Here is a 22,124-nt window from a genome sequence, read left to right as displayed (position 1 = left end):
CGGGTGGGTACCCGGTGGCCGTGAAGGTGTCGCATCCTGCCGAGCGGTCCCAGAACGGGCGGGGATGGTTCGAGCGGCTGGCCGAACGGGCCTCCAACCTCACCAGCTCGGTCCTCTTCTCCTGCTTCTGCCTCGCCCTGGTGGCCGCGTTCGTCGCCGTGCACGCCGCGGGCCTCGACCTCACCTGGCAACTTCTCGTCGGCGACATCATGACCGCGGTCAACCTGCTCCTCCTGGCGCTGCTCAAGAACTCCGAGCGACGCGCCGAGCGCGCGGTGCAGCACAAGCTGGACAGCATCGCCGCCGCGCTGCTGGAGCAGAGCGAGGGCAAGACCGGCAAGGCCCACGAGGCTCTGCGGAAGGCGATCCGCGTGGAGGAGGAGATCTGAACGCGGCAGCCGCTGCCGCGTCAGTGGTTCTGCCCGCGTCCGCGCCCGTGCCGCCGGGTGTCCCCGGTCGGATGGACCGCGGCCGTACCGCTGGACCGTCCGCCGCCGGTCGTGCCGTAACCCCCGGGGACGCCCGGCGGGATGTCGGCGTCGGCCTCCTCCTCACTGATGTGGTGGCGGGCCCGGACGCCTGCCCGGCGCTCCGGGCAGGGGTACTCGAACGGACGCGAGGCCCCGCGTTCCCGCTCCGCCTCGCTCTGCTCGCGGGCGGCGCGCTCGGCCGCGCCCCTGCCGTCGGCCCGGTGCTCGCTGTCGCTGTCCTTCATGCGCCGTCGGGTACCCGGCCCCGGCGTCACCGACGTCCCGGCGTGTCGGACCCTCGGCCGGGGACACTGGAAGACGATGGACATTCCCCGGTAAACCACAGCTCGGGCCGGAGAGGCAGGGCTCCATGAAGCAGCGGGTCGCAGCGGAAGAGGCGGGCGGTACGGTCCCGGCGGACGCCGGCGCCGCGGCGGAGCGCCGGGACGACGCCGACGTACGCCCGAGGGTTCCGCGCGCCGAGACCGACGTGCGGCGAAAGATCCCGCGCACCGACGCCCTGCTGCGTGATCCGCGGCTGTCCGAGGCGGCGACCCGGCTGGGCGCGGCCGTGGTGAAGGCGGCCGTACGGCAGGCGCAGGAGCGGGCGCGGGCCGGCGGCATCCCGCCGGAGCGGGTGGCGGACGAGGCGGTCGCCCTGCTGCCGGACACGGCGGGCGGGCTCCACCCGGTGATCAACGCCACCGGGGTGGTGCTGCACACCAACCTCGGCCGGGCGTCCCTGTCGGCGGCGGCCCGGCACGCGGTCGCGTCGGCCGCCGGACCCACCGACGTCGAACTGGACCTGGTGACGGGAGCGCGGGCCCGCCGGGGGCGGTCCGCGCTGCGCGTCCTGTGCGAGCGGGTGCCGTCGGCCGGCGCCGCGCACGTCGTCAACAACGGTGCCGCCGCGCTGGTCCTGGCCGCGACCGCGCTCGCGGCCGGGAAGGAGATCGTCATCAGCCGGGGGGAGATGGTGGAGATCGGGGACGGCTTCCGGCTGCCCGACCTCCTGGTCTCCACCGGTGCCCGGCTCCGCGAGGTCGGCACCACGAACCGTACGACCGCCGCCGACTACGCCGCCGCGATCGGCCCCGGCACGGGGTGCGTGCTGAAGGTGCACCCGTCCAACTTCCGCATCACCGGATTCACCCGTGCCGCCGGCGTCGGCGAACTGGCGGCGCTGGGCGTCCCGGTGGTCGTCGACATCGGCTCCGGGCTGCTCGGGCCGCATCCGCTGCTGCCGGACGAGCCCGACGCCGAGACCCAGCTGCGGGCCGGTGCCGCGCTCGTCACCGCGAGCGGCGACAAGCTCCTCGGCGGACCGCAGTGCGGGCTGCTGCTGGGCGAGGAGGAACTGGTCCGCGCCCTCGCTCGGCACCCCCTGGCCCGCGCCCTGCGCGTCGACAAGCTGACGCTGGCCGCCCTGGAGGCCACCCTCACCGGCCCCCGGACGCCGACCGCCGCCGCACTGGCCGCCGACCCCGCGGAACTGAGGGCCCGCGCCGACCGGCTCGCCGCCGCCCTGAGCGCCGACGGCGTCGACGCGCGGGCCGTCGACAGCGCGGCCACCGTCGGGGGAGGCGGCGCGCCCGGCGTGGCCCTGCCCAGCGCGGCCGTGTCCCTCCCGGAGTCGTACGCCGCGCCCCTGCGCACCGGCCGCGTCCCCGTGGTCGGGCGTCTGGAGGCGGGCCGGTGCCTGCTCGACCTGCGGGCGGTGCCGCCGGAGGACGACGAGCGGCTGGCCGGTGCCGTGCGGTCGGTCGCGGAGAGGTAGGCGTCATGCGGGTGCTGGCCACCGCCGGGCACGTCGACCACGGCAAGTCGGCGCTGGTGCGGGCGCTGACCGGGATGGAACCCGACCGCTTCGAGGAGGAGCGGCGCCGGGGACTCACCCTCGACCTCGGCTTCGTGTGGACCCGGCTCGGCCCGGGGGGTGAGTGTCTGGCCTTCGTGGACGTGCCGGGGCACGAGCGGTTCGTGGCTACCATGCTGGCGGGGGTCGGGCCCGTGCCGGCCGTCCTGTTCGCGGTGGCCGCCGACCAGGGCTGGCAGCCGCAGTCCGCGGAACATCTGGCGATCCTCGACGCGCTCGGCGTGCGGCACGCCGTCCTCGCGGTGACCCGCAGCGACCTGGCGGACCCCGAGCCGGTGCGCGCCGACGCCGTCGAGCGCATGGCCGCTACCTCGCTCGGCAAGGTGCCGTCCGTCGCGGTGAGCTCGGTGACCGGCGTCGGCCTCGACGGCCTGCGCGCGGAACTGGCCCGGCTGGCCGGGGCGCTGCCCGTGCCGCCCGCAGGCGCGGACGTACGGCTCTGGCTGGACCGGGCCTTCACCGTGCGCGGGCACGGCACCGTGGTGACGGGCACCCTCGGCGCGGGCACCCTGCGCGTGGGCGACCGCCTCGTCACGGGGGACGGGGCGGCCGAGCTGAGGGTGCGCGGCCTGCAGTGCCTGCACGAGGAACGGTCCGAGGTCAGCGGCGTGGCCCGGGTGGCAGTCAACGTGCACGGGCCCTCGGACGGCGCGCTCGGGCGCGGACACGTACTGCTGACCCCCGACCGCTGGCTGACCACCGGCACCGTCGACGTCCGCGTCGTGGGCGAGCCGGTCGACGACCTGCCCCGCACGGTCACCCTGCACATCGGCACCGCCGCCGTCCCCGTCACCGTCCGCCCGCTGGGCCCGGACACCGCCCGGCTCACCCTCGGCCGCCCCCTGCCCCTGCGGGTCGGCGACCGGGCGGTGCTGCGCGAGCCCGGTGGCAACCGCACGCCCTGCGCCGCGACCGTGCTGGACGTACGACCGCCCCGGCTGGCCCGGCGCGGCGCGGGACGGGCCCGGGCGGCGGAACTCGCGGCCATGACCGGCCACCCGGACGGCGTGGCCGAGCTGCGCAGGCGCGGGCTGGTGCGCCGCGCGGACCTGCTCGCGATGGGGGTGCCGCCGCCGGCCGCGCCCGTCGTCGGCGACTGGCTGGCCGACGAGGCGCACTGGACGGCACTGCGCGAGCGCCTGGCCGCCGAAGTGGACCGGTACGCCAAGGCCCGTCCCCTGGAACCGGGCCTGCCCGCGGAGGCGGCCCGCCATCTGCTGGGCCTGCCGGACCGGGCCTTGATCGACGCCCTCGCCCGGACCCCCGGCCGGCGGCCGCTGCTCAGCCGCCAGGGCCGGCTGTACGGCCCCGGCAGCACGCGTCCGACGCTGCCCCCGCCGGTCGAGGCGGCCGTCGACGCCGTACGCCGGGACCTGGCCCGCGCTCCGTTCCGCGCGCCCGAGGCCGACCGGCTGACGGAGCTGGGGCTGACCCGCAAGGAGGTGGCCGCCGCGGCTGCGGCCGGTGCGCTGCTGAAGATCGCCGACGGCATCGTGCTGCTCCCCGGGGCGGACGCCCAGGCCGTCGCCGTGCTGCGCCGGCTGCCCCAGCCGTTCACGCTGAGCGAGGCCCGCCGGGCGCTCGACACCACGCGCCGGGTGGCCGTGCCGCTGCTGGAGTTCCTGGACGCCCGGGGACACACCGAGCGCGTGGACGAGCAGCACCGGCGCTGCCGGTCCGGGCCGGTCAGCGGAGGCGGACGGGAATCGAACCCGATTCTTTCCCCTATTGTGACCTGCGAAGATGCCGGGAACCGGGACAAATAGATGCGTTTCGATGACGCTCAATGTCACCGGGTCTGCTTCGGATGCAGTCGGTTTGGCCCGGGCCAAACGGGCGTGAGCGAGGGCCCCTGTGCCGGCTGGTTTGAGTGCAGATCGCCGCACACGGCAGAGCCCCCCGGCCACAACGCGGCCGGGGGGCAGGAGGCCGACCGCCGCGCCTGGGGGGCTGACAGCGGCCGGCCTGTCTTAAGAGGGGGGTGTCTCACTTAAGGGACTTGCCCCATACGGAGGTCCCAATCCGCAATCACCTGTACGTGTGCTTTTCCTGCTTAGACCTTGCCAACGATCACATTCCTTGATCCAGGAATGTACGGTGCACGATACAGACAGCCGGATCATGATCGCGAAACTGTGGGCGGGTGCCATTCGCCCCACCGCCCGACTGGGTCATCGCCCGACGCCGGGCCGTAGGCGACCGCATCCGCGAAGCCCGCTTGCACGCCAACCTCACCCAAGAGCGGCTGGCTGAGCTGGCGGGCATGGACCGGCAGGCCATCAACCGGATCGAGCAGGGACACTCCTCGCCACTGTTGGACAACCTGATCCGTATCGCCGACGCCCTCGACGTCGACCTCGCCGACCTCGTCAGATAGCGGACTCCCCCTAGGCCCTGACACACCTGCTCTACGCGCGACGACGGCGCGTCCGTCGCGGCGGAAGCAGACTTTCTTTTGACGGGCAACTGATCCAGTCAGCACGAGTCCCCGCACATCCGCCACGGGGGGAGGCAGACGAGCAGGGCCGACCAGGGATATGACCATCAGGTCGTGTACTCCAGCTCACTCAGAGCCGCCTCCCGAACCCTGCCTACCACCTCGGTCATGTCCAGCTCGCTGAGGAACACGACGATCGCCTGCCTTGTCTCGCTCAGCCGGTCGGCGAGCACTGGCTGCTCCAACTCCGAGGGCAGGATCACGCGGCGGAACTCCGGCTTCTCGATTGCGCGCGCGAGGAGTTGCTCGGCGAGCCAAAGCGGGGTGCGCTCGCGGATGGCGAACGTCAGGTGCAGGCTGGGCTCGTCGACGTGGTTGAGGGCGTGCGGGTTGTGGACCCAGCCGCGGGGCAGTAGCAGCGTCTGCCCGGCCGTCAGCTCGATCGTCAGGTCCGGCCCAGCCGCTTCCCACTTCGGGATGAAGTCCTCACGCCACACGCGGAACGACTCGTTGTATTCCCGCATCGGGGCATCGAGGACCGGCTTCCACAGCTGCCACGTCTTAGTGCCTGCCACCTGCACGATGACGGCCATCTGCTGGTCCCAGTGGTGCAGCAGCCCCTGCTCGCCCCCGGGGGTGTAGAAGGCGTGCATGTAGTTGGAGTAGCCGGTCTCTCGCTGGATGCCCCGCGAGATGTGGTGGAAGGCGGGTAGCCAGCGCTGCAGGTTGCCGAGCCGGATGGTGTGGCCATGGTCCCGCAGTCGGCGCAGCTTGGCCGGGTCGGTGCGGCCGTTCGTCAGGAACGCGGTCCGGTTGGAGGGGCCGGCTTTGATGACGGCGATCTCGTCGGGCGGCGCGCAGCCGGTGTCGATCAGTTCGGTGAAGCAATCCAGGCTCATGGCCTCGTCCACGTCGGTCCGCCCGCGTTCGTACACGCGGGGTTCGTCGGGCCAGGTGCTCAGGAGGTCCGCTACCCCTTCAGTGGGCAGCAGTAAGCGAAGCGACATGAGGGTGTCTCCTCACTGTTCATGAGGGCGGCAGCGGGCAGGGGATGGTCGGGTGGAAGAGGTTCGGGCAGCACACGATCGAGGCGGAGAACAGGCTCCGAGACTGTGTGTGGTGGACCCATGAGACGTCCACGCCGCGGGGGAGCACGTCGAGGGCGTAGGCAAGCTTGGCGTCCAGCTCGACATACGCCTGCAACCCGTCGGACCGCTCGAAAGGCTGATTGGCGGTGTAGTGCTCCTTGAGCCAGTCGACAGCTTCGGCCGCGTCTGTCCAGGTGCTGACGCGAGTGGTCTGGTTCTTCTTCATCAGCCAGTGCCCGGTCATCAGCGGGGGCAAGTTGCTGCTGGCGAACTCCGCTCCGGCCTGGTGGTGGCGGGCGGTGTCGAAGTTCGCTCCGGGCCCGGGTTGCAGGGCGTGGACCGGGCGCCGGTTGCCTTCTGCGGCGTATACGTCGGGGGCGCCGATCCAGGGGCCGAAGCCGTGCCAGTGGCCGGCCCATGTCTGGCTGGTGAGCATCGGCTGCTCAGGTGAGGTGGTGGTCATGAGACTCCTCCAGGACGGGCCGCCCCGCGGTGGCGGGACGGCCCGTGTGCGTGTGGCGGGCGGTCAGACTAGAGGGCCAGGCCCCGGCTGCGGGCCCACTCGATGGCGAACGAGTCGAGCTCTGCGCCGGTCATGCGGAGCTCGGTGCCGCGACCTTCGGCCTTGGAGTCACCCACGGCGAACGCGTCCACGGCGCCCGCGAGTGGGGTGGTGGTCACGCATGTCTCGTTGTCGCCGCCGAGGTTGCCGCCGCACCACGTCGTTGCCGGGGCGTCGGTTGCTGCCGACAGCTGGTACAGGTTCTGCATCACTGCCTCCAGTGAGGTGATCTACTGTCGGAGATGCGGTCTCCGGACCGTTGTTGACCCGCCCCGGGGTTCGACCTGTCCAGGGTCCCGATCCCCGGGGCGGGGGCCTGTGTGAAAGGGGTGCGGTGAAGCAGGCGTGGGCGTCTGGGCCAGCTCAGGCATGTGCTGCCTGAGCGGCGAGGTACGTCCTCCATAGGCCGTTGGCTATGGGGCATCGCCGTTTCATTGCCGCGCAGCCGGAGCAGGATGCGGCGTGCCTGAGGTACTGGCGCTTAGCGTCCTCGGGATCGACCGGGGTCGGGTGCTGGCTCTGGTCGCTGTTCACGGCTGCGCCTTGTGCTTGGGATGGCGGCGGATCTCTTCCTCGCAGTCCGTGGCTCGGCCGTACTCGTGCCGCTGCTCGTGGGCGGCGCGTTGGCGATCGAGCGCCTGGCACACGTCGCAGCCGGGTGCCGGGTTCGGGGGGCGCGTCGGGTCGAGCAGGTTGACTGGCTGTTCCTGAGTGCTTCTGGCCATGCGCTACTTCTCCTCGACTTCTGCCCACACCTCGGGGACGTCGGCCGTGTCGGTGCTGCCCCAGCGGTCTGCGGTGCGGAGCGCGGTGAGTAGGTCGGCCCAGGTCTTGTGGTCTGTGCTGTCCGGGGCGGGGATGATGATGCGGTAGCCCCGGTCTGTGGCGAGCAGGTGTACCGGTTCGCCGAGGGCGCTTTCCAGCGCGTCACGTAACTGGGCTGCTCGCTGTAATGGCACGACTGTCCCCCACTCACTCTTGCGCGAGAGAATGACTCTCGTACGAGAGTAGCGGGATCGGCAGTACTGTGTCACGCAAGTCACATCAAGAGGAGGCGGACAGTGAGTACCGAGACGCCCCTGTACCTGCGGGTGGCGGAGGAGTTGCGTGCCCGTATCGAGTCCGGTGAGCTCCCGCCCGGTACCCGCCTTCCGTCGATCTCGGAGATCATCCGGCAGTACGGCGGTAGCAACTCGGTGGCGTCCGGCGCGTACAAACTCCTCGTCGACGACGGCCTGGTGGTGTCCCGTCACGGTGCCGGGCACTACGTTCGCAGCCCGGAAACACCTGAGCTCCTCGTCCGTCGGCACCGGCGGCGCAGCGAAGACTCTCCGTTCGCGCAGGGCGCGGCCGAACAGGGCGCGGTCGGCACTTGGCGGCACGAGAGTACGACCGAGCAGGCCAGCGAGAGCGTTGCGGTCCGGCTCGGTGTAGACCCGGGCGCCCCAGTCATGCACACCTCGTACGTTTACCTCGCCGACGATCTGCCGGTGCAGGTGGCTGAGTCGTGGGAGCCACTGGCGTTGACCGGTCAGTCGCTGGTGGCGCTGCCGGAGGTTGGGCCGTACGCCGGGGTGGGTGTGGCTGCGCGGATGCGGGTCCTCGGGGTGGAGGTCGGTGACCCGGTTGAGCGGGTTCGTGCCCGCATGGCTACCCGGCAGGAGGCGCAGATGCTCGGTATGACTCCGCCCGGGCCGGTGCTCAGTATCGAGCGGACGTACTACGACCAGACCACCGGTCGGCCGGTGGAGACCGCGGACATCGCGCTGCGCGGTGACCGGTGGGTCGCTGTGTATGGGCAGCCGCCTGCGCGGTTGTGAGTGCCGTGCTCGGCGTGAGTTTGGCGGGGTTGTAGCCGATAGGCTTGGGGTATGTCCCCCAACCTCCCGGCCTCTGGCCGTGTGCGGTCTGCTGCAGAGGAGATTAACGAGCAGATCCGCGCGTTCTGGATCGGTCCGGGCGCGCACCCGACGGTGCCGTTGTCGCGTGAGCAGCGGGCGGAGTACGAACGGCTCCTCACCGAGCTGCGGCGGGTAGAACGCGAGGACGTCACAGCGGTGGTATAGCGCTTTGGGGCTGGGTTGGCGGGTTCTCGGGCGGCCGGCCCGCAGCGTTGATAGTGTCCCCTGTGTTCCCCGCTGTTGCGGAGGTGAGCCGCGATATTGTGCGAATTCTGATTGCGGTTGATCGTGTTCCCCGCGCGGGCGGGGGTGGCCCCGGCTTTCGAGCCGGGGCCTTTTGCGTGCCTAGTTCACAGCCATCCGGGTTGACGCATGCGTTTACTCTCCTCTACAGTTAACGCATGCGGAAATGGTCCGCATGGGGAGGGGAGTCGAGATGACCGCCACCATCACCACCACGACCGCCGCCACCCAGGCCAGCGTTACCGTTGCCACCATCCGTACCTGGTGCCGCCTCGGAGCCGTAGCCGCCGTCAAGCAGGCCGGCCGCTGGATCATCGACACTGCCTCTCTCGCCCACCGCATCACCATCGGTCAGCTCAAGACCCGCAAGTCCGCCGCCAAGCCGGTCGTCTTCAGCACCGAGACCATGGTCGCCATCGGCGGCAACCGCTGGCAGCGCGGCGACAAGGACCGGGTCTACCTCAACAACTGGGCCGAGTTCGCCGGCATCGAGACCAGCCACTACAACACCGGCAACATCTCCTCCGCCTCCTACCAGGGCGACGGCATCTCCAACAGCCAGGCGTACAAGCTCCTCGGCAGCATCGACAAGGTTTGGTTCGACGCCGCCGACGGCAAGCTCCACTGCTATTACGGCTACGGCGAGTCCCGCGTCGCCTCGCGAGAAGAACTGTGGCAGGCCGTCGTCACCGGCGTCCGCTTCGCCATCGCCGCCCTCTGATTACCCTCACCACCCCTACCGTCAGGAGCCCACCATGGCCCGCATCAGCTTCACCGACACCGCCACCGGCAAGCTCAGCTGGTTCGACCCCAGCGCCAGCCAGGCCGCCATCAGCGAAGGCCGTCGCTGGGACGGCAACAACTGGATCGGCGTCTGCTCCGGACTCCAGATCGACCAGGCCGTCCTCTACCTCACCAAGGGCGGACGGTGGATCGAGAACGTCGACGCGACCAACGAGTTCAACGGCTCCGACAGCTACCGTTTCCTCACCGACGAGCAGGCCCGGGAGTGGCTCATCAAGGCCGCAGATGCCGGACGCGACACCGAAGAAGCCGAGGAAGCCCTCGAGAAGTACTTCCCCGACACCCCGGATGAGTCGGTCCCCAGCCTCGGCGGCCGGCCGCCGGTGGGGCCGAAGGTCGAAGTACGTCTGGACCTCGACACGCTGGCCCGTGTGGATGAGCGTGCTGAGCGGGAGGGTGTGAAGCGGGCGGAGATGCTGCGCCGCCTGATCGTCTCCGCTCTCTGACTCCAGGAACGAGATGGCAGAAGGCCCCGCCCGCGTGCTGCGGACGGGGCCCTCACTGTACGGTCTGCTGCGGTCGTGAGCGAGGACTCCGAGCCCTCGCCCGCGCCGCGTGGGGGCGGCCGTTCACCGACCAGGAATGGGCCATCTACGAGCGGCTACGGGACGAATGGGTCGAGGCCGACCGCACCAAGGTGACGACCGCGGCCTGACCCCGTCACCGGGGCATGAGCGTGATCTGAGCCGGAGTGACGTCGAGCCGCATGTTGTAGCGGGCGAGGACCTCCTCGATCTCGGCGGCGCACTCCCGTATCCGTCGGTCCTCGTCCGCTGCAAGAGCGGCGCGGGCCGCTTCGAGGTCGACGGGTTGCGCCGTCGCAGGTCCGGCGGACTGGGCGCCTTCGTCGGTGTGGTGGCTGTGCATGGTGGCTCCTAAGCGGGGGCGAGCTGGGTGACAGTGCCGGAGGAGCCCCGCCAGAACAGGGCCCCGCCGCTGGCATAGAGGACGCCGCCGCCGGTCGGGTTGACCGTGGGGGCGGTGCCCGCGTTGGCGAGGCCGATGACGCCCGTGCCGCCGCCGACGCTGGTGGTGTTGATCCTGAGGTTGGCGCCGACCTGGAAGCTGTTGTCGGTGCCGACCACAGCGGCCGACATGCGGTACAGGTTCACGTCGCGGGCCGTCGAGCCTCCCGGACCCCAACTGAAAACGCCGCCCGCGGTGACGGCGAGGCGGGTGACGGTGTCTCCCGTGACACGCGAGGTGAGGAGCAGACTGCTCGACGTGGCGGTCTCACCCCGGTACAGCGGGCTGGAGGTGTTGCCGCCGGCCAGGGTGTTGGTCAGGTTGATGCCCGCATTGTCGGTGGCCAGAGAAACGGTGACGACATCGCTGCCGTTCGGGACCGTACCCACGGACAGTTGCGTGCCGACGGTCAGCGCGGTGTCGGTCTTCAGCCGCCCGGCCGCGACCCGGTACAAGTTGGCGTCGCGTGTGGCGGTGCCGTCGCCCCACTCGTGCTTGCCGTCGGCGTAGATGACCAGGCGGCGGTTGGCGTCGCCGGTGACCGTGGCCTGCACGGCCCGCTCGGTCGCGGCGGACATCTGCGCATCGAACGCCGCGGCTGAGCCGATCGTGGCGGACGGCTGCGCCGAGAAGCCGTGGATACCGGACGTGGCCCACACAGTGGCGAACCGCGATCCCTTGGCCGCAGCGGCCCCGTTGGTGATCTGACCGTCCGACCGCTGAATGAACAGCGGCGTCCCCAGTGCTACGCCGGTGTCGTCGTAGCGGACCAGGCGGAAGTTCGTGCCCGCGTTGGAGCCGGACTCCGTGTCGGTGTTGGCCTCGACAGCCCAGCGGCGACCGGACGCCTGCATGTCCGAGGAGATCGACAGAAGCAGCTGCTTGGGGACAGTGTTGCCGCCGCCGATCCGGAGCGCGGTGTTCCCGTTGCCGGTGTAGTCACCCGAGGTGATGGTCTGCGCCCGCACGCTGAGGTCTGCGAGGTTGGTGCGGATGTTGGTGTAGTCGATCCCGATCCGCGCCCCGTCCAGCTGGCCGCTGGTGGCGCCGTAGCCGCCGCCCTTGGACTGGTCGATGAAGGGGATTTCCAAACGGCCTTGCAGGGCGCCGGTGGAGTCGGCGATCTCCAGCTCCCAGTGCCCGTGGATCGAGGTGTGGGAGTTCGCCTCGTAGTGGGCGCCCTGCCACACGACGGGTTTCCAGGTGACGCCGGACGTCTTGGGATCACGGGTGGCCGGGTTGTAGCCGCCGGTCGAATCCGATGTCTGCACCGGCAGGTAGAACGCCTGCATGGTCTTCGCGTCGCTTCTCATCACGAAGTTGCGGATGTTCTCCCCGAACGAGCCCACGTTCGCCCGCTGGTACGAGTACAGGTTGATACGGCCCGTGGAATCCGTGCCCGTACCGTCATCGTCGCCGCCCGCATACGAGCTGGGGACGCTCAGGCTCTCCACCGCGCCCGACCGGCCCAGCGGATAACCCGCAGGCGCCCCGAAGTGATCCACCACAAGCGTGCGGAAAGAGGCGACGCCAGTGATGGGGTCGATGGTGTGCTTCACCGCGCCGTACAGGGAGTCGACGACCTCCACCTTGCCCGCGATCTGCATGTTCTGGGCGTCGGCGGAGAGCCGTAGGTAGCTGCGCTGCGTCCCGTCGAAGCTGCTGCCGGACCAGTTCGAGATGAGCAGATCGGAACCGGTGGCTTCAAGGTCAAGGCTGGATCCGCCGCGGCGGAGCCGGTATCCCTTGCCGGTGCCGAAGATGCTCAGGTCGGCGCCGCTGACAGTGACGCCACCGGTGAACGTGGCGCCAGCCAAGTCGGCTTTCCCGCCGAGTGCCGCGGTGAGCCCGGTGACTTGGGACTGAACGACCGTGACCGGATCGCTCCCACCAGAGCCGTGCGTGGCGGCGTGCGCGGTAGGAGTACGGGCGTCGGACAGTCGGGAGTCATTCCCCGCGGCGACCGTGCCTGCGGTCGTGCCGACGTTCAAAGTCGCGGCGCCACCGAGGCCGAGGTTGCTGCGGGCTGCACCTGCGGAAGCCAAGTCGGACAGGTTGCTGGCGGTTTCGAGGAGGCCGGTGACCACACCGGTCCGGCCGTTGACCGAAAGGACAGCGGGCATAGAGACAGGGCTGCCGTCCGATGCTTCAACGTCGATGAGCGACGGCAGAGAGACGGTGCCGGACGAGGCGGGCAGGCTGATGTTGTAGGCGCGACCGGGCGCGTTCGTGAACTCCTCATCGACCCGGTACGTCCACCCAGACGGCTCGAACCCCTCAGCGTCAGTGGCAAGGAGATCAGGGTCCTCAGTGAACTGACCGGACGCCCCCAGTGTGACGTTGACGGTGCCCAGCGCGATCACGCCATGTACGGCGGAGGCAACCCGGCTGACGGACGGGGTGAAGCGGAAGGTGCCCGCGTAGGGGGTGCCGTCCAGCATGTGGTAGCCGGAGGCCCCGGCGGTCACCGTCACGGTCTGCACGCCAACAGGGAACGGCATCGGGGTCTCCTATACGTACTGCCTGCGCTGTGGGTCCAGCGCCAGCGCTTGCGGGGACGGGCTCTCTGAATCGCCAGGCTGCGGTGCGCCGTCCTTACGGCAGACCAGCGCATCCGGGTCATAAGACGGGGCCTGCAGCGAGTAGCCGTCCGGGCAGGTCGGACCGGCCGGGCCGCGCTCCCCCTGCGGGCCCCGCTCGCCCTGTGGTCCTGCCGGACCGGCTTCGCCTTGCGGCCCCTGTGGGCCGGCCGGTCCTGATGGTCCGGTTGCTCCGGCTGCGCCAGGTTCGCCCGTTGCACCCGGGCTGCCGGTGCCGTCGGTGCCGTCGGCGCCGTTCTTTCCGTTCCTGCCGGACGGGCCTGTCGGCCCTCTCGGCCCTCTCGGTCCTCTCGGTCCTGGTTCGCCCTTGGGGCCGGTGACGCTCCTGCCTGGCTCGCCGCGGGACCCGGGGGGCCCAGCGACCGGTTCCTCCCCCAACTGCTGCACCTGGCGAGCCAGAGCATCCCGTGCCAAGTTGGCCTCACGTAGATCACTACTCAAGGCCTGCACGCTGAGGAGGATCCACGCCAGTGCCGCCCCGAACATCAGCGCCGCCGTCACGACCAGCACATCGCCGCGGCGTCCCCGCCGCTCCTCCGCGCGGATCTGTACCCGGCTCACGATCCAGACCCCCGTGTCAGCAAGATGATGACGGGGAGGAGGATCCCGACGAGTGGCACGATCACAGCGCCGATCAGCCAGCGGCGGGTCGCGATCAGCTTCTCGGTGTCCTTCTCCCGCAGCGTTTCCAACGTCCCCACTCGCGCTGTCAGTGCCTCATGTCGCAGGTCGTAGATCCGCTGGTCCACTTTCTCGTCCATGCGGCGGCCGAGCTGCTGGATGTCATCGCGGACGTCGGCGAACCTCTCGTCGAAGCGTCTAACGACTTCACCCAGCGTCGGCTCATCCGGCATGCACGGCTCCGATCAGAGTGCGGTCGGCGTCGCGGGCTGCGAGGCGGGCGCGGTGGGCGGGACGGGCGAGACCTGCACACGGGTGAGCAGGGTGAGCACGGCGAGGACAGCACCGTTGATCGCGCCGACGACCGGCTGCGACACCTCGAAGCCGAACGTCCCGACGAGGACCGCGCCGGCGGCCACGACGGTGGTGAACGCCTGCGGAGCAACGGGCCTCGTCATCGCCGCGGCTGCCGCACCGAGGACCGCGGTGACGAAGGCGACGATGCCGCCCGCCATCGCCGGAGTCAGCGGGGTGACGCCGAGGCTGACGATGAGACCGAGGATGGCGGACAGCGTGTTCAGAACCGCGACCGGTTCGCGTCCGAAGATTCTCATTTTTCTGCTTCCTGTTCGGCGCGGGCTGCACCCGCTGCTGAGAGGTGGGCGATGACGATCGCGTAGATGGACATGAAGGCGACCCACAGGATCGACTCGCGCCACCACACGACGGTCGGGATGGTCAGAAGCGCCCAGACTGCTGCCAGCGTGAAGTGCACGATGGTCAGCCGGTGGGGCGTCTTCTTGCTGCTCACGCCGTCACCGTGAACCCGTGGCGGGCGGCCAGCCGTCGCAGGGATGCGGCGCCCGGGATGCCGTCGGCGTCGGAGCCGACGTAGCCTCCGCCGGCCGGGGAGCGCTGCCAGCGGGCGTATGCGTCGATGGTCTTCGTCCCGAAGGAGCCGTCGACCCACTGCGAGGCGAGGAGGCCCTCGGCCTTCAGGGCACGTTCGACGACGAGCACCTCGTTCTTGTGGCTGGTGTGGCCCTGCGCGGCGGCCGGGTCGTGGCGGGCCGCATACACGACGTGCGCGAGGCTGACCTTGGGTTTCGCGGGCGGTTCGGTCGGGGTGACGTCGACGAACTCGGGCCAACTGCCTGGGTCTTGGTGCGTGTTCTCAGGGACCTGCTGGTGGCCGTACCATCCGGCGTCCTTCTCCCATATGGCTTCGGCGCGGTGAGAGGTGAAGTCGACCGGGCGGCCCATGGGCCAGGTGTTCGGTACGCCCCAGGAGTGCACCCAATCCTGCAGCTGCTCCCAGCCTTTGCACGGGGTGTCGACGAGGCGGGGATACACGGTCTGTCCGACCCGGCAGTACGGGAAGAAGAGCGCCTCGACTTGGATCACGACGCTGCCCGCGCGGTTGGTGCGGGTGCCGCCAGCCTGGTCGACGAGGCTCTTGGAGCGGGAGTTGGCGGGGACGAACTGCGTGAACCTGCCGGTGAAGACATCCCACAGGATGTGCGGGGCGACGCCCTTGCCGCTGCCGGAGAAGTAGCTGCGGAGGTCCTCGTAGGAGACGAGGTCGGTGGGCTTGGCCGCGGTGGCGTTGCGATCCCACGTGATGTGCGCGACGGCCTTGGCGGGGCCGCCGTCGGTGGGGGCGTGGTCGCCTATGTCGAGCCGGGTTGCGCCCGGCATCCAGAGGTCTGCCATGGGTCACAGCCCTTCAGGTGGTGTCGCGTGCCGTCTAACGGTTCCTTCGAATCGTAGCTTGAATGCCCATGTCTACCTATGATTCGTAGGCTAGAGTTCCGGCATCCCTGGCTCAGGGGATGGCGGCGGGAGCGTGTCCGTGCGGGTCGCGCTCTCGCCGCGCCAGGCACCCGCACCCCACCCGCGCAAACCCGCACAGGAGCAACCGCATGAGCAACCTCGTTGACCACGCTCGACGCGAACTGACGCTCATCCGCGAGGACCAGGACGTCATCGACGGCCTGTGCCGAGTCATCCAGGCCTTCGCCGACATGGGCCACTCCGGCGCCAGCGCCTACTTCGCCACCCAATACATCGAGCGCCTGCTTCGCTACCAGCCGCTGTCCGACCTCACCGACGACCCGGGTGAGTGGATTGACCGGCATGCTGAGGGCCTTACCACCTCGCCGCTCTGGCAATCCGTGCGGAACCCCGAGGCGTTCTCTACTGACGGCGGCAAGACGTACTACCTGCTGTCCGAGCAGGAGGCTGCTGGCGATCTGGCCACTACCCCGCTCCACCGAAGCAAAGCCGTGGACCGAGTGGTGAGCGAGTCATGAGCTACCTGTGCGCCGCGCTCGCCGCGCTGTTCGCGTTCGTCGCCCTCGCCCCACCCGTCGAAGTGCGCATCGAGCCCGCGCCCGCCGCCTGGAGCAGCCGATGAGCGAGGCCCTGCCGCCTTACAGCGGTGATGAGACCGTCTGCCGCAAGTGCCAGTACAAGGGGGCCAGCACCCGCTACATGGCTGTCGGCCGCTGTCTCCATGAGAGCCGCGACGTCATCGGCATGGACAAGAACGAACGCCTCCACCGCGAGTGTCTCCGCTGCGGCTACTCGTGGGACGAAGCCCTCGCCGAGCCCGCAGGGAGCAGCCGATGACCGGCCCATGCCCGCGCCCGGAATGCGGCGGCGAAGTCCACACCGACGGCTGGGGCCAGCCCACCCAATGCCCACGCGCATGCCCGGCGTCTGTGTTCGCCCACGACGCGCACGACGGCTGCCCCGGCTGGATGCCCGACGACGGAACCCGGCCCGAAGCCCCGCCTCAGGCCACTTTGCTGGAAGAAGCGCAGGCGACGATCGAGTCTCTTCGCTACCAGATCCGCCGCGCCCGCGAAGCCCTCGCCATCGACGAGCCGAGCGGCGCGGATACAGCCATCGCCCGCGTCCGCGCGCTGCACCGCGAGGAGTGCGGCAGCTGCGCCCACTGCACCCGCGCAGACTCCGTGCCGTACCCGTGCCCGACCATCCGCGCCCTCGACGGCGACACCACCAGCAAGGAGCAGGCATGAAAACCCTCGTCACCGGCGGCGCCGGATTCATCGGCGGCTGGATCCGCCGCGAACTCCTCGCGCGCGGCCACAGCGTCCTCGTCCTCGACCACCAGGACCGCCGCCAGCAGCTGGCGCCCGGTGAGGAGTTCTTCCTCGGCGACATCCGCGACCACGTCGCCGTCACCGAAGCCGCCGCCCACGTCGACGGAATCATCCACCTCGCCGCAGTCCTCGGCACCCAGGAGACCATCAGCAACCCCCGCCCGTCCGCGGAGACGAACATCCTCGGCTCGCTGAACGTCTTCGAGGCCGCCACCCAGTACAACCTGCCCACCGTGTACGCGGGCGTCGGCAACCACGCCTTCCGGCTGATCGGCACCGGCTGCTACACGATCACCAAGAGCGCAGCCGAAGACCTCGCCCGCATGTACAACCTCTACCGCGACGGCGGCCGCATCACGATCGTCCGCCCCGTCAACGCCTACGGCCCCGGCCAGAGCGTGGCCGCCCCCTACGGCACGAGCAAGGTCCGCAAGATCGCGCCCGCTTTCGCGTGCCGTGCGCTCGTCGGTACGGACATCGAGGTGTACGGCGACGGCACCCAGATCAGCGACTGCGTGTACGTCGAAGACGTCGCCCGCGCGTTCGTCGCCGCGCTCGAGCACAACGCCTCCACCGGCGGGCCTACGAAAGAGCCGGTGGAGGTGGGGCCGATGGACTCGGTCACCGTCAACGACATCGCCCGCCTCGTCGCCGCGGAGGCCGCCCGCATCACCGGCCGCGACCCGGTCGGCGTCAAGCACCTGCCGATGCGGCCGGGCGAAGTCCCGAACGCCGTCGTCAAGTCGGACACGTCCACGCTCGCGCAGATCGGGATGACCGCCGCGGACTTCGTGCCGTTGGACGAGGGCATCCACCACACGGTCCGCTACTACGCCGAGCAGTGGCTGCCCGGCTACCTGAAGCAGGACGGCCCTTTCAGCGGCGGTGGCGTGGTGCCTGGGAACGTGTCGATCACTCTCAGGCCGGGTGACAGCGTCCTGAGCGCGGAGGCTGTGGCCCGTGCCGTGAAGCGCAGCCCCAATGGCCGGGCCTGAGGGCGTGAGCTGATGAAGGTCCACTGGTGGTCCGCCGACATGGCAGGTTCAGGCTTCTACAGGGCCGTGCTCCCCGCCATGTCCCTGTCCTGGCTCGGGCACACCGCCAGTCACGGCGTCCGCCTCCCACCCAACTGGGCCAGCTACGACACGATCGTCGGCTGCCGTGTGGCCCAGGTTGACCCGTCCCGGATGTGGCTCAAGCTGAAGGACGAAGGGAAGCGCCTCGTTCTCGACCTCGACGACGACTACTTCCACATCGACCCGTCCAACGTGCACGCCCGCCAAGTGTGGGACCGGGACATGCTCGGCCGGCTTGCCCACAACATGGGCATCGCGGACCTCGCCACCTGCTGCTCGGAGCCGCTCGCCAAGGTGCTGCGGGACTACGCGCCGCGGGTGGAGGTGATCCCGAACGGGCTCCCGGCCCAGTACCTCGGGCACCCGCGGGACTACCAGGCGGAGGGCCGGCCGCTCTATGTCGGCTGGGCCGGCACCTCGTCGACCGTGGCGGAGTTGCCGGAGGCGGTGCGTGCGCTGAACCGCATCAGCCAGTACGGGCGGCCGGGTGGGGTGATGGTGCGGCTGGTCGGGATCAGTCCGGAGCAGGCGATGGGCCTCGGTCTGCGGGGGCGGCAGATCGGGGCGCTGGGGTGGGTGGAGCGGATCGAGGAGTACCTCTTCCGGGTGAGCGAGTTCGACGTGTGGTGCGCGCCGTACCGGTCGACGCCGTTCAACGCTGCGAAGTTCCCGACGAAGTGGCTGGAGGCCAGCGTGCTCGGCATTCCGTTGATCGCGTCGGATACGGAGGCGTATCGGCGGGTTATCCGGCATGGTGAGAACGGGTTCCTGGTCCGGTATGAGCATGAGTGGGGGAAGTACCTCAAGCAGCTCGCGGACGACCCGAGCTTGCGCCAGCGGATCGGTATGACCGCGCGTGGGGAAGCGTCCGGGTCGATTATGCAGGCGTTGCACCACCAGTGGGAGGCCGCCGTGCGCGTGCCCGTGGAGGTGACAGCGTGAGCGACGAACTACAGCGAATGCTCGACGCAATCCAGCTCATGCACCTCGCCCGCGAGGAATCGAAGCGGACCATCCTGTGCGAGCCGCACCGCGAGCACCAGGTGCGCGCCGCTGTCGACCAGGCGGGCGCCGCCCACATCATCACCGTCCGACCGAGCGCCGCCTGTCCAGAAGACAAGTTGATCGTGATCGACGAGAACGCCCTTGAGGCGGGGTCCCGGGAGGCGGCACAGCGAGGCCCCATGTTCCCCTGGATGAGGCGGCTCCCGTGACCGGCCCTGAGCACTACCGCGAAGGCGAGCACCTCCTCGGCCGCTGCCTCGAATTCGGACACAGCGAGCAGCGGCAAGCCCTGGCCGTCGAAGCCGCCGCGCACTTCCTCGCCGCGCTCGTCGCTCTCCACGCGGCCGAGAAGCAACCCGAATCCATCCGATGGCAGGAGGCCACCAAATGATCGACGGCAAACGAGTGGTCGCCTGGACCCCATACGGTCGGCGCCGCACCTACAGCATCCTCTTCCAGTACCTACGGCGGGACTTCGAGGACGGCCTCATCGACGAGGTCTGGCTCTACATGAACACCGACCCCCAGGGCCAGGAAGACGACATCGCCTACGCCCACCAGCTCGCCGCCGAGCACCCGACGTGGGTCCAGCTCAAGCACCGGCCCGAAGGCGTCCACCTCGGCCACCTGCCAAAGCAGAGGTACACCGGGCTCGCCTACCGCGAGATGACCGACCCGGACACCGTCTACCTGCGGTTCGACGACGACGTGGTGTACATCCACGAGGCAGCCGTGGAGAACCTCGTCCGCGCGCGCATCCAGATGCCCGCACCGACCGCGGTCTTCCCGATCATCATCAACAACGCGATCTGCTCCCACTTCCTCCAGGTCTGCGGGAAGATCCCCATGGAGTGGGGCGAGGTCAAGCCGTACTGCATGGACCCGACCGGCTGGGCCAACGGGCCTTTCGCCGTGCGCCTGCACGAGATGCTCCTCGACCACATCGACGCAGGCACGGTCCCAGAGCTGTACCTGTACCAGGACTTCCCCCTCCAGCCCGGCACCCAGTTCTCCGTGAGCTGCTTCGCCTCCCGCGGCGAGGACTACGCGGCCCTGCCCGAGCCCGGCGTCCTCGTCCCCGACGAGGAAGAGTCCTGGCACACAATCCACCGGCCGCTCGCCACCGGCGCCCCGAACATCCTCCGCGGCGACGCGATCGTGTCGCACTGGAGCTTCTTCCCACAGCACCCGTTCCTCAACAACACGGATCTCCTGGACCGGTACCGGGGGATCGCAGACAAGGCGGTGGCCTGATGGCCGGACAGCAGATCAGCCCGGAGGTGGCGCTGCCGTTCTTCCGGCAGCGATGCAGCGAGCTCCAGGACGAGACGCTTCTCCTGCGCGCCCGCAGCGCCGAACTGGAGCAGACCGTCTCCACTCTGGAGCAGGAGATGAAGGCCGCCGAGGAGCGTGCTTCCGAAGCAGAGCAACAGGCCACCGGCGCAGAGCAGCGGATCGCGCTCTTGGTGCATCAGCTCGACCAACTGCGGCAGGAGAACGAGCAACTGCGGGCCCAGCCCCCGGCGGGCCAGGCACCGCAGCCGCTGTCCTGCGTCGACCCCGACGCGCTGCCGTAGCCCTCAGACCGGCGTCGACGTGACCGAGTAGGTGGTCGCACTCACCGAGATCGCTCCCGCCGCCGTGATCGCATCCTTCACCGCGTCCACGACGGCAGCGTCCTCAACGGCGTCCCCGTTATGGGTGATGGACAGCTTGACCTCGACGCTGGATTCGACCGGGAACTGGCCGGTGATCTGCGTCCACGGATAGGTGAGTTCCACGAGTTCTCCTCTGATGGTTAGGCGACTCGAACGAGCTGCATCCACGAGTCGGTACGCAGGATGGTGCCCGTGGCGTCGGAGGCAGCCTGCGACCACTGCACAGTGAACGCGCCGCTCGATGAGGTGCGCACGATGCCCATGATTTGGATGGCCTGGTTGGTGGTGTCGCCGCCGTAGGAGCGGGGCTGGGTGGTGCCGATGTCGTTGGTGTTCATGCGGACGGTGAAGCCGTCGGTGCCGATGGAGGCGGTGACGCCACGGCCGAGGCCGGTGCCCTGCCACGAACCTGCGGCACCGGTGGGTTGGGTGAAGGCAACGTTGATGTCGCCAGTGGTGCCCGCCTGGTAGACGAGGTAGGCGTAGACGGTGTAGGTGGCGCTGGCGGCGACGTTGACGGTGAGATGGGGGTCGTCGCTCATGGTGGTGGTGCTGGTGCGGGTGGTGTCGGCGGTCTTGCGGGCGAAGAGGGTCTGGCCGATGCCGGAGACGGTGAGGTTGCCGGTGACGGCGAGGTTGAGGGCGACGTTGAGGTTGTCGTCGGTGGTTAGTGTGTTGGCGGCGGAGCGGTACAAATTGGTGTCACGGGCGGCGTTGCCGGGCCCGGCCTCCCATTTGCCGTCGGTGTAGACGCGTACACGGTCGAAGGAATCGCCAGCTACGAGTGCGCTGTAGGCGACGTCGGTGGATGCGCTACCGGAGCGCTGATAACCGGTGTTTGAGGAGATGGATCCGCCGGAGGATCGGCTGAGGGTGGCGGCGCCGATGGATAGGGTGCTGGTGCTGGAGAGGGCGAGATTTCCGCCGTAGGTGCCGCTGCTGTTGGGGATTTCAACCCATGACGCGGATGCGGGCGACGTCCCGTTAGAGAAGTACGTTCGGTAAGCCGTATTCGTTTCGAAGATCGGTTTGCCGGAGTATGGCGTGGACGGCCGAGTCGATGAGGTGCACGCCTGGAAGCCGACCGCCGCGTCGATCTTGTCGAGGTTTTGGCCGATGTCCTGGGTGTAGTTGACCAGCTCGGAGCCGTCGCTCTTCGACTTGTAGAGCGAGAGCCGAGTAGTGGACGGGTCAGGCATGGGGGACCTCCAGGATCGACAGAGCAGACACGGGCAGTCCCCCGTACCGGCGGTTCCAGCGGTAGACGTCGACCAACTCACGCTTCACGCGGAGACCCTCGGCAGTGATACCGGGCCGGGACCGGATCACGTCCAGTGCCCCGTTTTTGCCGTCCAGGATGATGCGCTCACGCTCCCGCTTGCATGCGCTGATCCGGTCCAGGTGCCCGATGCGGGCATCGACGGTACTCGGTGCCGTGAACAGGTTGGCGGCGGCCTCCTCGTCGTCGAGGAACGGCTCGTGCAGCACGACGTCAAGGAGCGTATCCACATCGGTTGGGTCGATGCCGTACTCGGCAGCTCGCCACTCCAGAGTCGCTTTGGGGAACACGTGGGTGAGGCCGTGGCCGTCGGCGGCCCGAGTGACCACGTGCCAGCAGTCCGTGGCTCCGTGCCGTTGTTCGTCTACTGATTCCACAATGCGGATGCGTGGAGCCATGGCATTGTCCCC

32 protein-coding genes are annotated in these 22,124 nt (G+C 69.6%); 17 read left to right on the top strand and 15 right to left on the bottom strand.

The window, feature by feature from the left end; genetic code table 11:
- Positions 1–14: 14 nt before the first annotated feature.
- Entirely contained in the window at positions 15–389 is a 375-nt protein-coding gene (locus ACIBBH_RS30260; protein ID WP_399410128.1) for a low affinity iron permease family protein, read from the top strand.
- Between the two features lie 20 nt (positions 390–409).
- Here the strand turns inward: ACIBBH_RS30260 and ACIBBH_RS30255 are convergent, their stop codons facing one another.
- Positions 410–715 carry a hypothetical protein gene (locus tag ACIBBH_RS30255; protein WP_399410030.1) on the bottom strand — a complete coding sequence of 102 codons (306 nt, stop codon included), beginning with the start codon at positions 713–715 and terminating at the stop codon, positions 410–412.
- A 125-nt stretch (positions 716–840) separates the two neighbouring features.
- Between ACIBBH_RS30255 and selA the strand changes: the two genes are divergently transcribed.
- From selA to ACIBBH_RS30240, 3 genes are all read left to right on the top strand, one after another.
- Positions 841–2,247 (top strand): L-seryl-tRNA(Sec) selenium transferase, encoded by a 1,407-nt coding sequence (gene selA, locus ACIBBH_RS30250; protein ID WP_399410028.1) that lies wholly within the window; start codon positions 841–843, stop codon positions 2,245–2,247.
- A gap of 5 nt (positions 2,248–2,252) precedes the next feature.
- Complete coding sequence (locus ACIBBH_RS30245) at positions 2,253–4,112, top strand: SelB C-terminal domain-containing protein (RefSeq protein WP_399410026.1); 1,860 nt, start codon at positions 2,253–2,255, stop codon at positions 4,110–4,112.
- A gap of 377 nt (positions 4,113–4,489) precedes the next feature.
- Positions 4,490–4,723, top strand: a complete 234-nt coding sequence (locus ACIBBH_RS30240; RefSeq protein ID WP_399410024.1) for a helix-turn-helix domain-containing protein — start codon at positions 4,490–4,492, stop codon at positions 4,721–4,723.
- Between the two features lie 167 nt (positions 4,724–4,890).
- Here the strand turns inward: ACIBBH_RS30240 and ACIBBH_RS30235 are convergent, their stop codons facing one another.
- The 5 genes from ACIBBH_RS30235 to ACIBBH_RS30215 form a co-directional block, all read right to left on the bottom strand.
- On the bottom strand, positions 4,891–5,790 hold the full coding sequence (locus tag ACIBBH_RS30235; RefSeq protein ID WP_399410022.1) for a JmjC domain-containing protein: 900 nt from the start codon (positions 5,788–5,790) through the stop codon (positions 4,891–4,893).
- A gap of 19 nt (positions 5,791–5,809) precedes the next feature.
- Complete coding sequence (locus ACIBBH_RS30230) at positions 5,810–6,334, bottom strand: hypothetical protein (protein ID WP_399410020.1); 525 nt, start codon at positions 6,332–6,334, stop codon at positions 5,810–5,812.
- A gap of 68 nt (positions 6,335–6,402) precedes the next feature.
- Positions 6,403–6,642: a DUF397 domain-containing protein gene (locus ACIBBH_RS30225; RefSeq protein ID WP_399410018.1), complete on the bottom strand. Its 240-nt coding sequence runs from the start codon at positions 6,640–6,642 to the stop codon at positions 6,403–6,405.
- A 321-nt stretch (positions 6,643–6,963) separates the two neighbouring features.
- Positions 6,964–7,158, bottom strand: coding sequence for a hypothetical protein (locus ACIBBH_RS30220; RefSeq protein WP_399410016.1), 195 nt, complete (start codon positions 7,156–7,158; stop codon positions 6,964–6,966).
- A gap of 3 nt (positions 7,159–7,161) precedes the next feature.
- A complete protein-coding gene (locus tag ACIBBH_RS30215; RefSeq protein WP_399410014.1) occupies positions 7,162–7,392 on the bottom strand; it encodes a hypothetical protein in 231 nt (76 codons plus the stop codon).
- 102 nt (positions 7,393–7,494) lie between these two features.
- Here ACIBBH_RS30215 and ACIBBH_RS30210 point away from each other — a divergent pair, with 102 nt between their 5' ends.
- The 4 genes from ACIBBH_RS30210 to ACIBBH_RS30195 all read left to right on the top strand — a co-directional run bounded on the left by ACIBBH_RS30210 (position 7,495) and on the right by ACIBBH_RS30195 (position 9,827).
- Positions 7,495–8,253, top strand: a complete 759-nt coding sequence (locus ACIBBH_RS30210; RefSeq protein ID WP_399410012.1) for a GntR family transcriptional regulator — start codon at positions 7,495–7,497, stop codon at positions 8,251–8,253.
- A 51-nt stretch (positions 8,254–8,304) separates the two neighbouring features.
- Positions 8,305–8,499 (top strand): hypothetical protein, encoded by a 195-nt coding sequence (locus ACIBBH_RS30205; protein WP_399410011.1) that lies wholly within the window; start codon positions 8,305–8,307, stop codon positions 8,497–8,499.
- Between the two features lie 271 nt (positions 8,500–8,770).
- A complete protein-coding gene (locus tag ACIBBH_RS30200; protein WP_399410009.1) occupies positions 8,771–9,298 on the top strand; it encodes a hypothetical protein in 528 nt (175 codons plus the stop codon).
- Between the two features lie 34 nt (positions 9,299–9,332).
- Positions 9,333–9,827 (top strand): CopG family transcriptional regulator, encoded by a 495-nt coding sequence (locus ACIBBH_RS30195; protein WP_399410007.1) that lies wholly within the window; start codon positions 9,333–9,335, stop codon positions 9,825–9,827.
- 214 nt (positions 9,828–10,041) lie between these two features.
- On the opposite strand, the gene ACIBBH_RS30190 is transcribed toward ACIBBH_RS30195, so the two are convergent.
- The 6 genes from ACIBBH_RS30190 to ACIBBH_RS30165 form a co-directional block, all read right to left on the bottom strand.
- Positions 10,042–10,248: a hypothetical protein gene (locus tag ACIBBH_RS30190; protein WP_399410005.1), complete on the bottom strand. Its 207-nt coding sequence runs from the start codon at positions 10,246–10,248 to the stop codon at positions 10,042–10,044.
- 8 nt (positions 10,249–10,256) lie between these two features.
- The gene (locus ACIBBH_RS30185) at positions 10,257–12,848 is read right to left on the bottom strand and encodes a hypothetical protein (RefSeq protein ID WP_399410003.1); all 2,592 of its coding nucleotides are present in this window, start codon (positions 12,846–12,848) and stop codon (positions 10,257–10,259) included.
- A 656-nt stretch (positions 12,849–13,504) separates the two neighbouring features.
- The gene (locus tag ACIBBH_RS30180) at positions 13,505–13,801 is read right to left on the bottom strand and encodes a hypothetical protein (RefSeq protein WP_399410001.1); all 297 of its coding nucleotides are present in this window, start codon (positions 13,799–13,801) and stop codon (positions 13,505–13,507) included.
- A 12-nt stretch (positions 13,802–13,813) separates the two neighbouring features.
- Positions 13,814–14,182 carry a hypothetical protein gene (locus ACIBBH_RS30175; protein WP_399409999.1) on the bottom strand — a complete coding sequence of 123 codons (369 nt, stop codon included), beginning with the start codon at positions 14,180–14,182 and terminating at the stop codon, positions 13,814–13,816.
- The gene (locus ACIBBH_RS30170) at positions 14,179–14,379 is read right to left on the bottom strand and encodes a hypothetical protein (protein ID WP_399409997.1); all 201 of its coding nucleotides are present in this window, start codon (positions 14,377–14,379) and stop codon (positions 14,179–14,181) included. Before ACIBBH_RS30170 ends, ACIBBH_RS30175 begins: the two co-directional genes overlap by 4 nt.
- Positions 14,376–15,281, bottom strand: a complete 906-nt coding sequence (locus ACIBBH_RS30165) for an endolysin (protein ID WP_399409995.1) — start codon at positions 15,279–15,281, stop codon at positions 14,376–14,378. Before ACIBBH_RS30165 ends, ACIBBH_RS30170 begins: the two co-directional genes overlap by 4 nt.
- A 209-nt stretch (positions 15,282–15,490) precedes the next feature.
- On the opposite strand from ACIBBH_RS30165, the gene ACIBBH_RS30160 reads away from it, so the two are divergent.
- The 9 genes from ACIBBH_RS30160 (at position 15,491) to ACIBBH_RS30120 (ending at position 20,354) form a co-directional block, all read left to right on the top strand.
- Positions 15,491–15,880: a hypothetical protein gene (locus ACIBBH_RS30160; RefSeq protein WP_399409993.1), complete on the top strand. Its 390-nt coding sequence runs from the start codon at positions 15,491–15,493 to the stop codon at positions 15,878–15,880.
- A gap of 100 nt (positions 15,881–15,980) precedes the next feature.
- Positions 15,981–16,199 (top strand): hypothetical protein, encoded by a 219-nt coding sequence (locus ACIBBH_RS30155; RefSeq protein ID WP_399409991.1) that lies wholly within the window; start codon positions 15,981–15,983, stop codon positions 16,197–16,199.
- Positions 16,200–16,291: 92 nt separating this feature from the next.
- The gene (locus tag ACIBBH_RS30150) at positions 16,292–16,612 is read left to right on the top strand and encodes a hypothetical protein (protein WP_399409989.1); all 321 of its coding nucleotides are present in this window, start codon (positions 16,292–16,294) and stop codon (positions 16,610–16,612) included.
- Positions 16,609–17,691 carry an NAD-dependent epimerase/dehydratase family protein gene (locus tag ACIBBH_RS30145; RefSeq protein ID WP_399409987.1) on the top strand — a complete coding sequence of 361 codons (1,083 nt, stop codon included), beginning with the start codon at positions 16,609–16,611 and terminating at the stop codon, positions 17,689–17,691. Before ACIBBH_RS30150 ends, ACIBBH_RS30145 begins: the two co-directional genes overlap by 4 nt.
- Positions 17,692–17,730: 39 nt before the next feature.
- Positions 17,731–18,714, top strand: coding sequence for a glycosyltransferase family 4 protein (locus tag ACIBBH_RS30140; protein WP_399409985.1), 984 nt, complete (start codon positions 17,731–17,733; stop codon positions 18,712–18,714).
- Positions 18,711–18,986: a hypothetical protein gene (locus ACIBBH_RS30135; protein ID WP_399409983.1), complete on the top strand. Its 276-nt coding sequence runs from the start codon at positions 18,711–18,713 to the stop codon at positions 18,984–18,986. Before ACIBBH_RS30140 ends, ACIBBH_RS30135 begins: the two co-directional genes overlap by 4 nt.
- The gene (locus ACIBBH_RS30130) at positions 18,983–19,168 is read left to right on the top strand and encodes a hypothetical protein (RefSeq protein ID WP_399409981.1); all 186 of its coding nucleotides are present in this window, start codon (positions 18,983–18,985) and stop codon (positions 19,166–19,168) included. The genes ACIBBH_RS30135 and ACIBBH_RS30130 overlap by 4 nt, the downstream gene beginning before the upstream one ends.
- Positions 19,165–20,031 (top strand): hypothetical protein, encoded by an 867-nt coding sequence (locus tag ACIBBH_RS30125; protein WP_399409979.1) that lies wholly within the window; start codon positions 19,165–19,167, stop codon positions 20,029–20,031. Before ACIBBH_RS30130 ends, ACIBBH_RS30125 begins: the two co-directional genes overlap by 4 nt.
- Positions 20,031–20,354 carry a hypothetical protein gene (locus ACIBBH_RS30120; RefSeq protein ID WP_399409977.1) on the top strand — a complete coding sequence of 108 codons (324 nt, stop codon included), beginning with the start codon at positions 20,031–20,033 and terminating at the stop codon, positions 20,352–20,354. The genes ACIBBH_RS30125 and ACIBBH_RS30120 overlap by 1 nt, the downstream gene beginning before the upstream one ends.
- A gap of 3 nt (positions 20,355–20,357) precedes the next feature.
- Here ACIBBH_RS30120 and ACIBBH_RS30115 read toward each other — a convergent pair whose 3' ends face one another.
- From ACIBBH_RS30115 to ACIBBH_RS30105, 3 genes are read right to left on the bottom strand one after another with little or no spacing between them, the layout of a single operon-like run.
- The gene (locus ACIBBH_RS30115) at positions 20,358–20,558 is read right to left on the bottom strand and encodes a hypothetical protein (RefSeq protein ID WP_399409975.1); all 201 of its coding nucleotides are present in this window, start codon (positions 20,556–20,558) and stop codon (positions 20,358–20,360) included.
- Between the two features lie 17 nt (positions 20,559–20,575).
- Positions 20,576–21,634 carry a hypothetical protein gene (locus ACIBBH_RS30110; protein WP_399409973.1) on the bottom strand — a complete coding sequence of 353 codons (1,059 nt, stop codon included), beginning with the start codon at positions 21,632–21,634 and terminating at the stop codon, positions 20,576–20,578.
- Positions 21,627–22,112, bottom strand: a complete 486-nt coding sequence (locus ACIBBH_RS30105; RefSeq protein WP_399409971.1) for a hypothetical protein — start codon at positions 22,110–22,112, stop codon at positions 21,627–21,629. The genes ACIBBH_RS30110 and ACIBBH_RS30105 overlap by 8 nt, the downstream gene beginning before the upstream one ends.
- Positions 22,113–22,124: the final 12 nt, after the last annotated feature.

The organism is Streptomyces sp. NPDC051636 (assembly GCF_044453765.1).
In the GTDB taxonomy this organism is placed as follows: domain Bacteria; phylum Actinomycetota; class Actinomycetes; order Streptomycetales; family Streptomycetaceae; genus Streptomyces.
The sequence above is the reverse complement of the archived record's forward strand: the minus strand, read 5'-3'. Positions and strand labels throughout refer to the sequence as shown.

Coding starts and splice junctions, on each gene's coding strand:
- ACIBBH_RS30255 (WP_399410030.1), bottom strand. CDS start 715: ATGAAGGACAGCGACAGCGAGCACCGGGCCGACGGCAGGGGCGCGGCC.
- selA (WP_399410028.1), top strand. CDS start 841: ATGAAGCAGCGGGTCGCAGCGGAAGAGGCGGGCGGTACGGTCCCGGCG.
- ACIBBH_RS30245 (WP_399410026.1), top strand. CDS start 2,253: ATGCGGGTGCTGGCCACCGCCGGGCACGTCGACCACGGCAAGTCGGCG.
- ACIBBH_RS30235 (WP_399410022.1), bottom strand. CDS start 5,790: ATGTCGCTTCGCTTACTGCTGCCCACTGAAGGGGTAGCGGACCTCCTG.
- ACIBBH_RS30230 (WP_399410020.1), bottom strand. CDS start 6,334: ATGACCACCACCTCACCTGAGCAGCCGATGCTCACCAGCCAGACATGG.
- ACIBBH_RS30225 (WP_399410018.1), bottom strand. CDS start 6,642: ATGCAGAACCTGTACCAGCTGTCGGCAGCAACCGACGCCCCGGCAACG.
- ACIBBH_RS30220 (WP_399410016.1), bottom strand. CDS start 7,158: ATGGCCAGAAGCACTCAGGAACAGCCAGTCAACCTGCTCGACCCGACG.
- ACIBBH_RS30205 (WP_399410011.1), top strand. CDS start 8,305: ATGTCCCCCAACCTCCCGGCCTCTGGCCGTGTGCGGTCTGCTGCAGAG.
- ACIBBH_RS30200 (WP_399410009.1), top strand. CDS start 8,771: ATGACCGCCACCATCACCACCACGACCGCCGCCACCCAGGCCAGCGTT.
- ACIBBH_RS30195 (WP_399410007.1), top strand. CDS start 9,333: ATGGCCCGCATCAGCTTCACCGACACCGCCACCGGCAAGCTCAGCTGG.
- ACIBBH_RS30190 (WP_399410005.1), bottom strand. CDS start 10,248: ATGCACAGCCACCACACCGACGAAGGCGCCCAGTCCGCCGGACCTGCG.
- ACIBBH_RS30185 (WP_399410003.1), bottom strand. CDS start 12,848: ATGCCGTTCCCTGTTGGCGTGCAGACCGTGACGGTGACCGCCGGGGCC.
- ACIBBH_RS30180 (WP_399410001.1), bottom strand. CDS start 13,801: ATGCCGGATGAGCCGACGCTGGGTGAAGTCGTTAGACGCTTCGACGAG.
- ACIBBH_RS30175 (WP_399409999.1), bottom strand. CDS start 14,182: ATGAGAATCTTCGGACGCGAACCGGTCGCGGTTCTGAACACGCTGTCC.
- ACIBBH_RS30165 (WP_399409995.1), bottom strand. CDS start 15,281: ATGGCAGACCTCTGGATGCCGGGCGCAACCCGGCTCGACATAGGCGAC.
- ACIBBH_RS30160 (WP_399409993.1), top strand. CDS start 15,491: ATGAGCAACCTCGTTGACCACGCTCGACGCGAACTGACGCTCATCCGC.
- ACIBBH_RS30155 (WP_399409991.1), top strand. CDS start 15,981: ATGAGCGAGGCCCTGCCGCCTTACAGCGGTGATGAGACCGTCTGCCGC.
- ACIBBH_RS30145 (WP_399409987.1), top strand. CDS start 16,609: ATGAAAACCCTCGTCACCGGCGGCGCCGGATTCATCGGCGGCTGGATC.
- ACIBBH_RS30140 (WP_399409985.1), top strand. CDS start 17,731: ATGGCAGGTTCAGGCTTCTACAGGGCCGTGCTCCCCGCCATGTCCCTG.
- ACIBBH_RS30125 (WP_399409979.1), top strand. CDS start 19,165: ATGATCGACGGCAAACGAGTGGTCGCCTGGACCCCATACGGTCGGCGC.
- ACIBBH_RS30120 (WP_399409977.1), top strand. CDS start 20,031: ATGGCCGGACAGCAGATCAGCCCGGAGGTGGCGCTGCCGTTCTTCCGG.
- ACIBBH_RS30110 (WP_399409973.1), bottom strand. CDS start 21,634: ATGCCTGACCCGTCCACTACTCGGCTCTCGCTCTACAAGTCGAAGAGC.
- ACIBBH_RS30105 (WP_399409971.1), bottom strand. CDS start 22,112: ATGGCTCCACGCATCCGCATTGTGGAATCAGTAGACGAACAACGGCAC.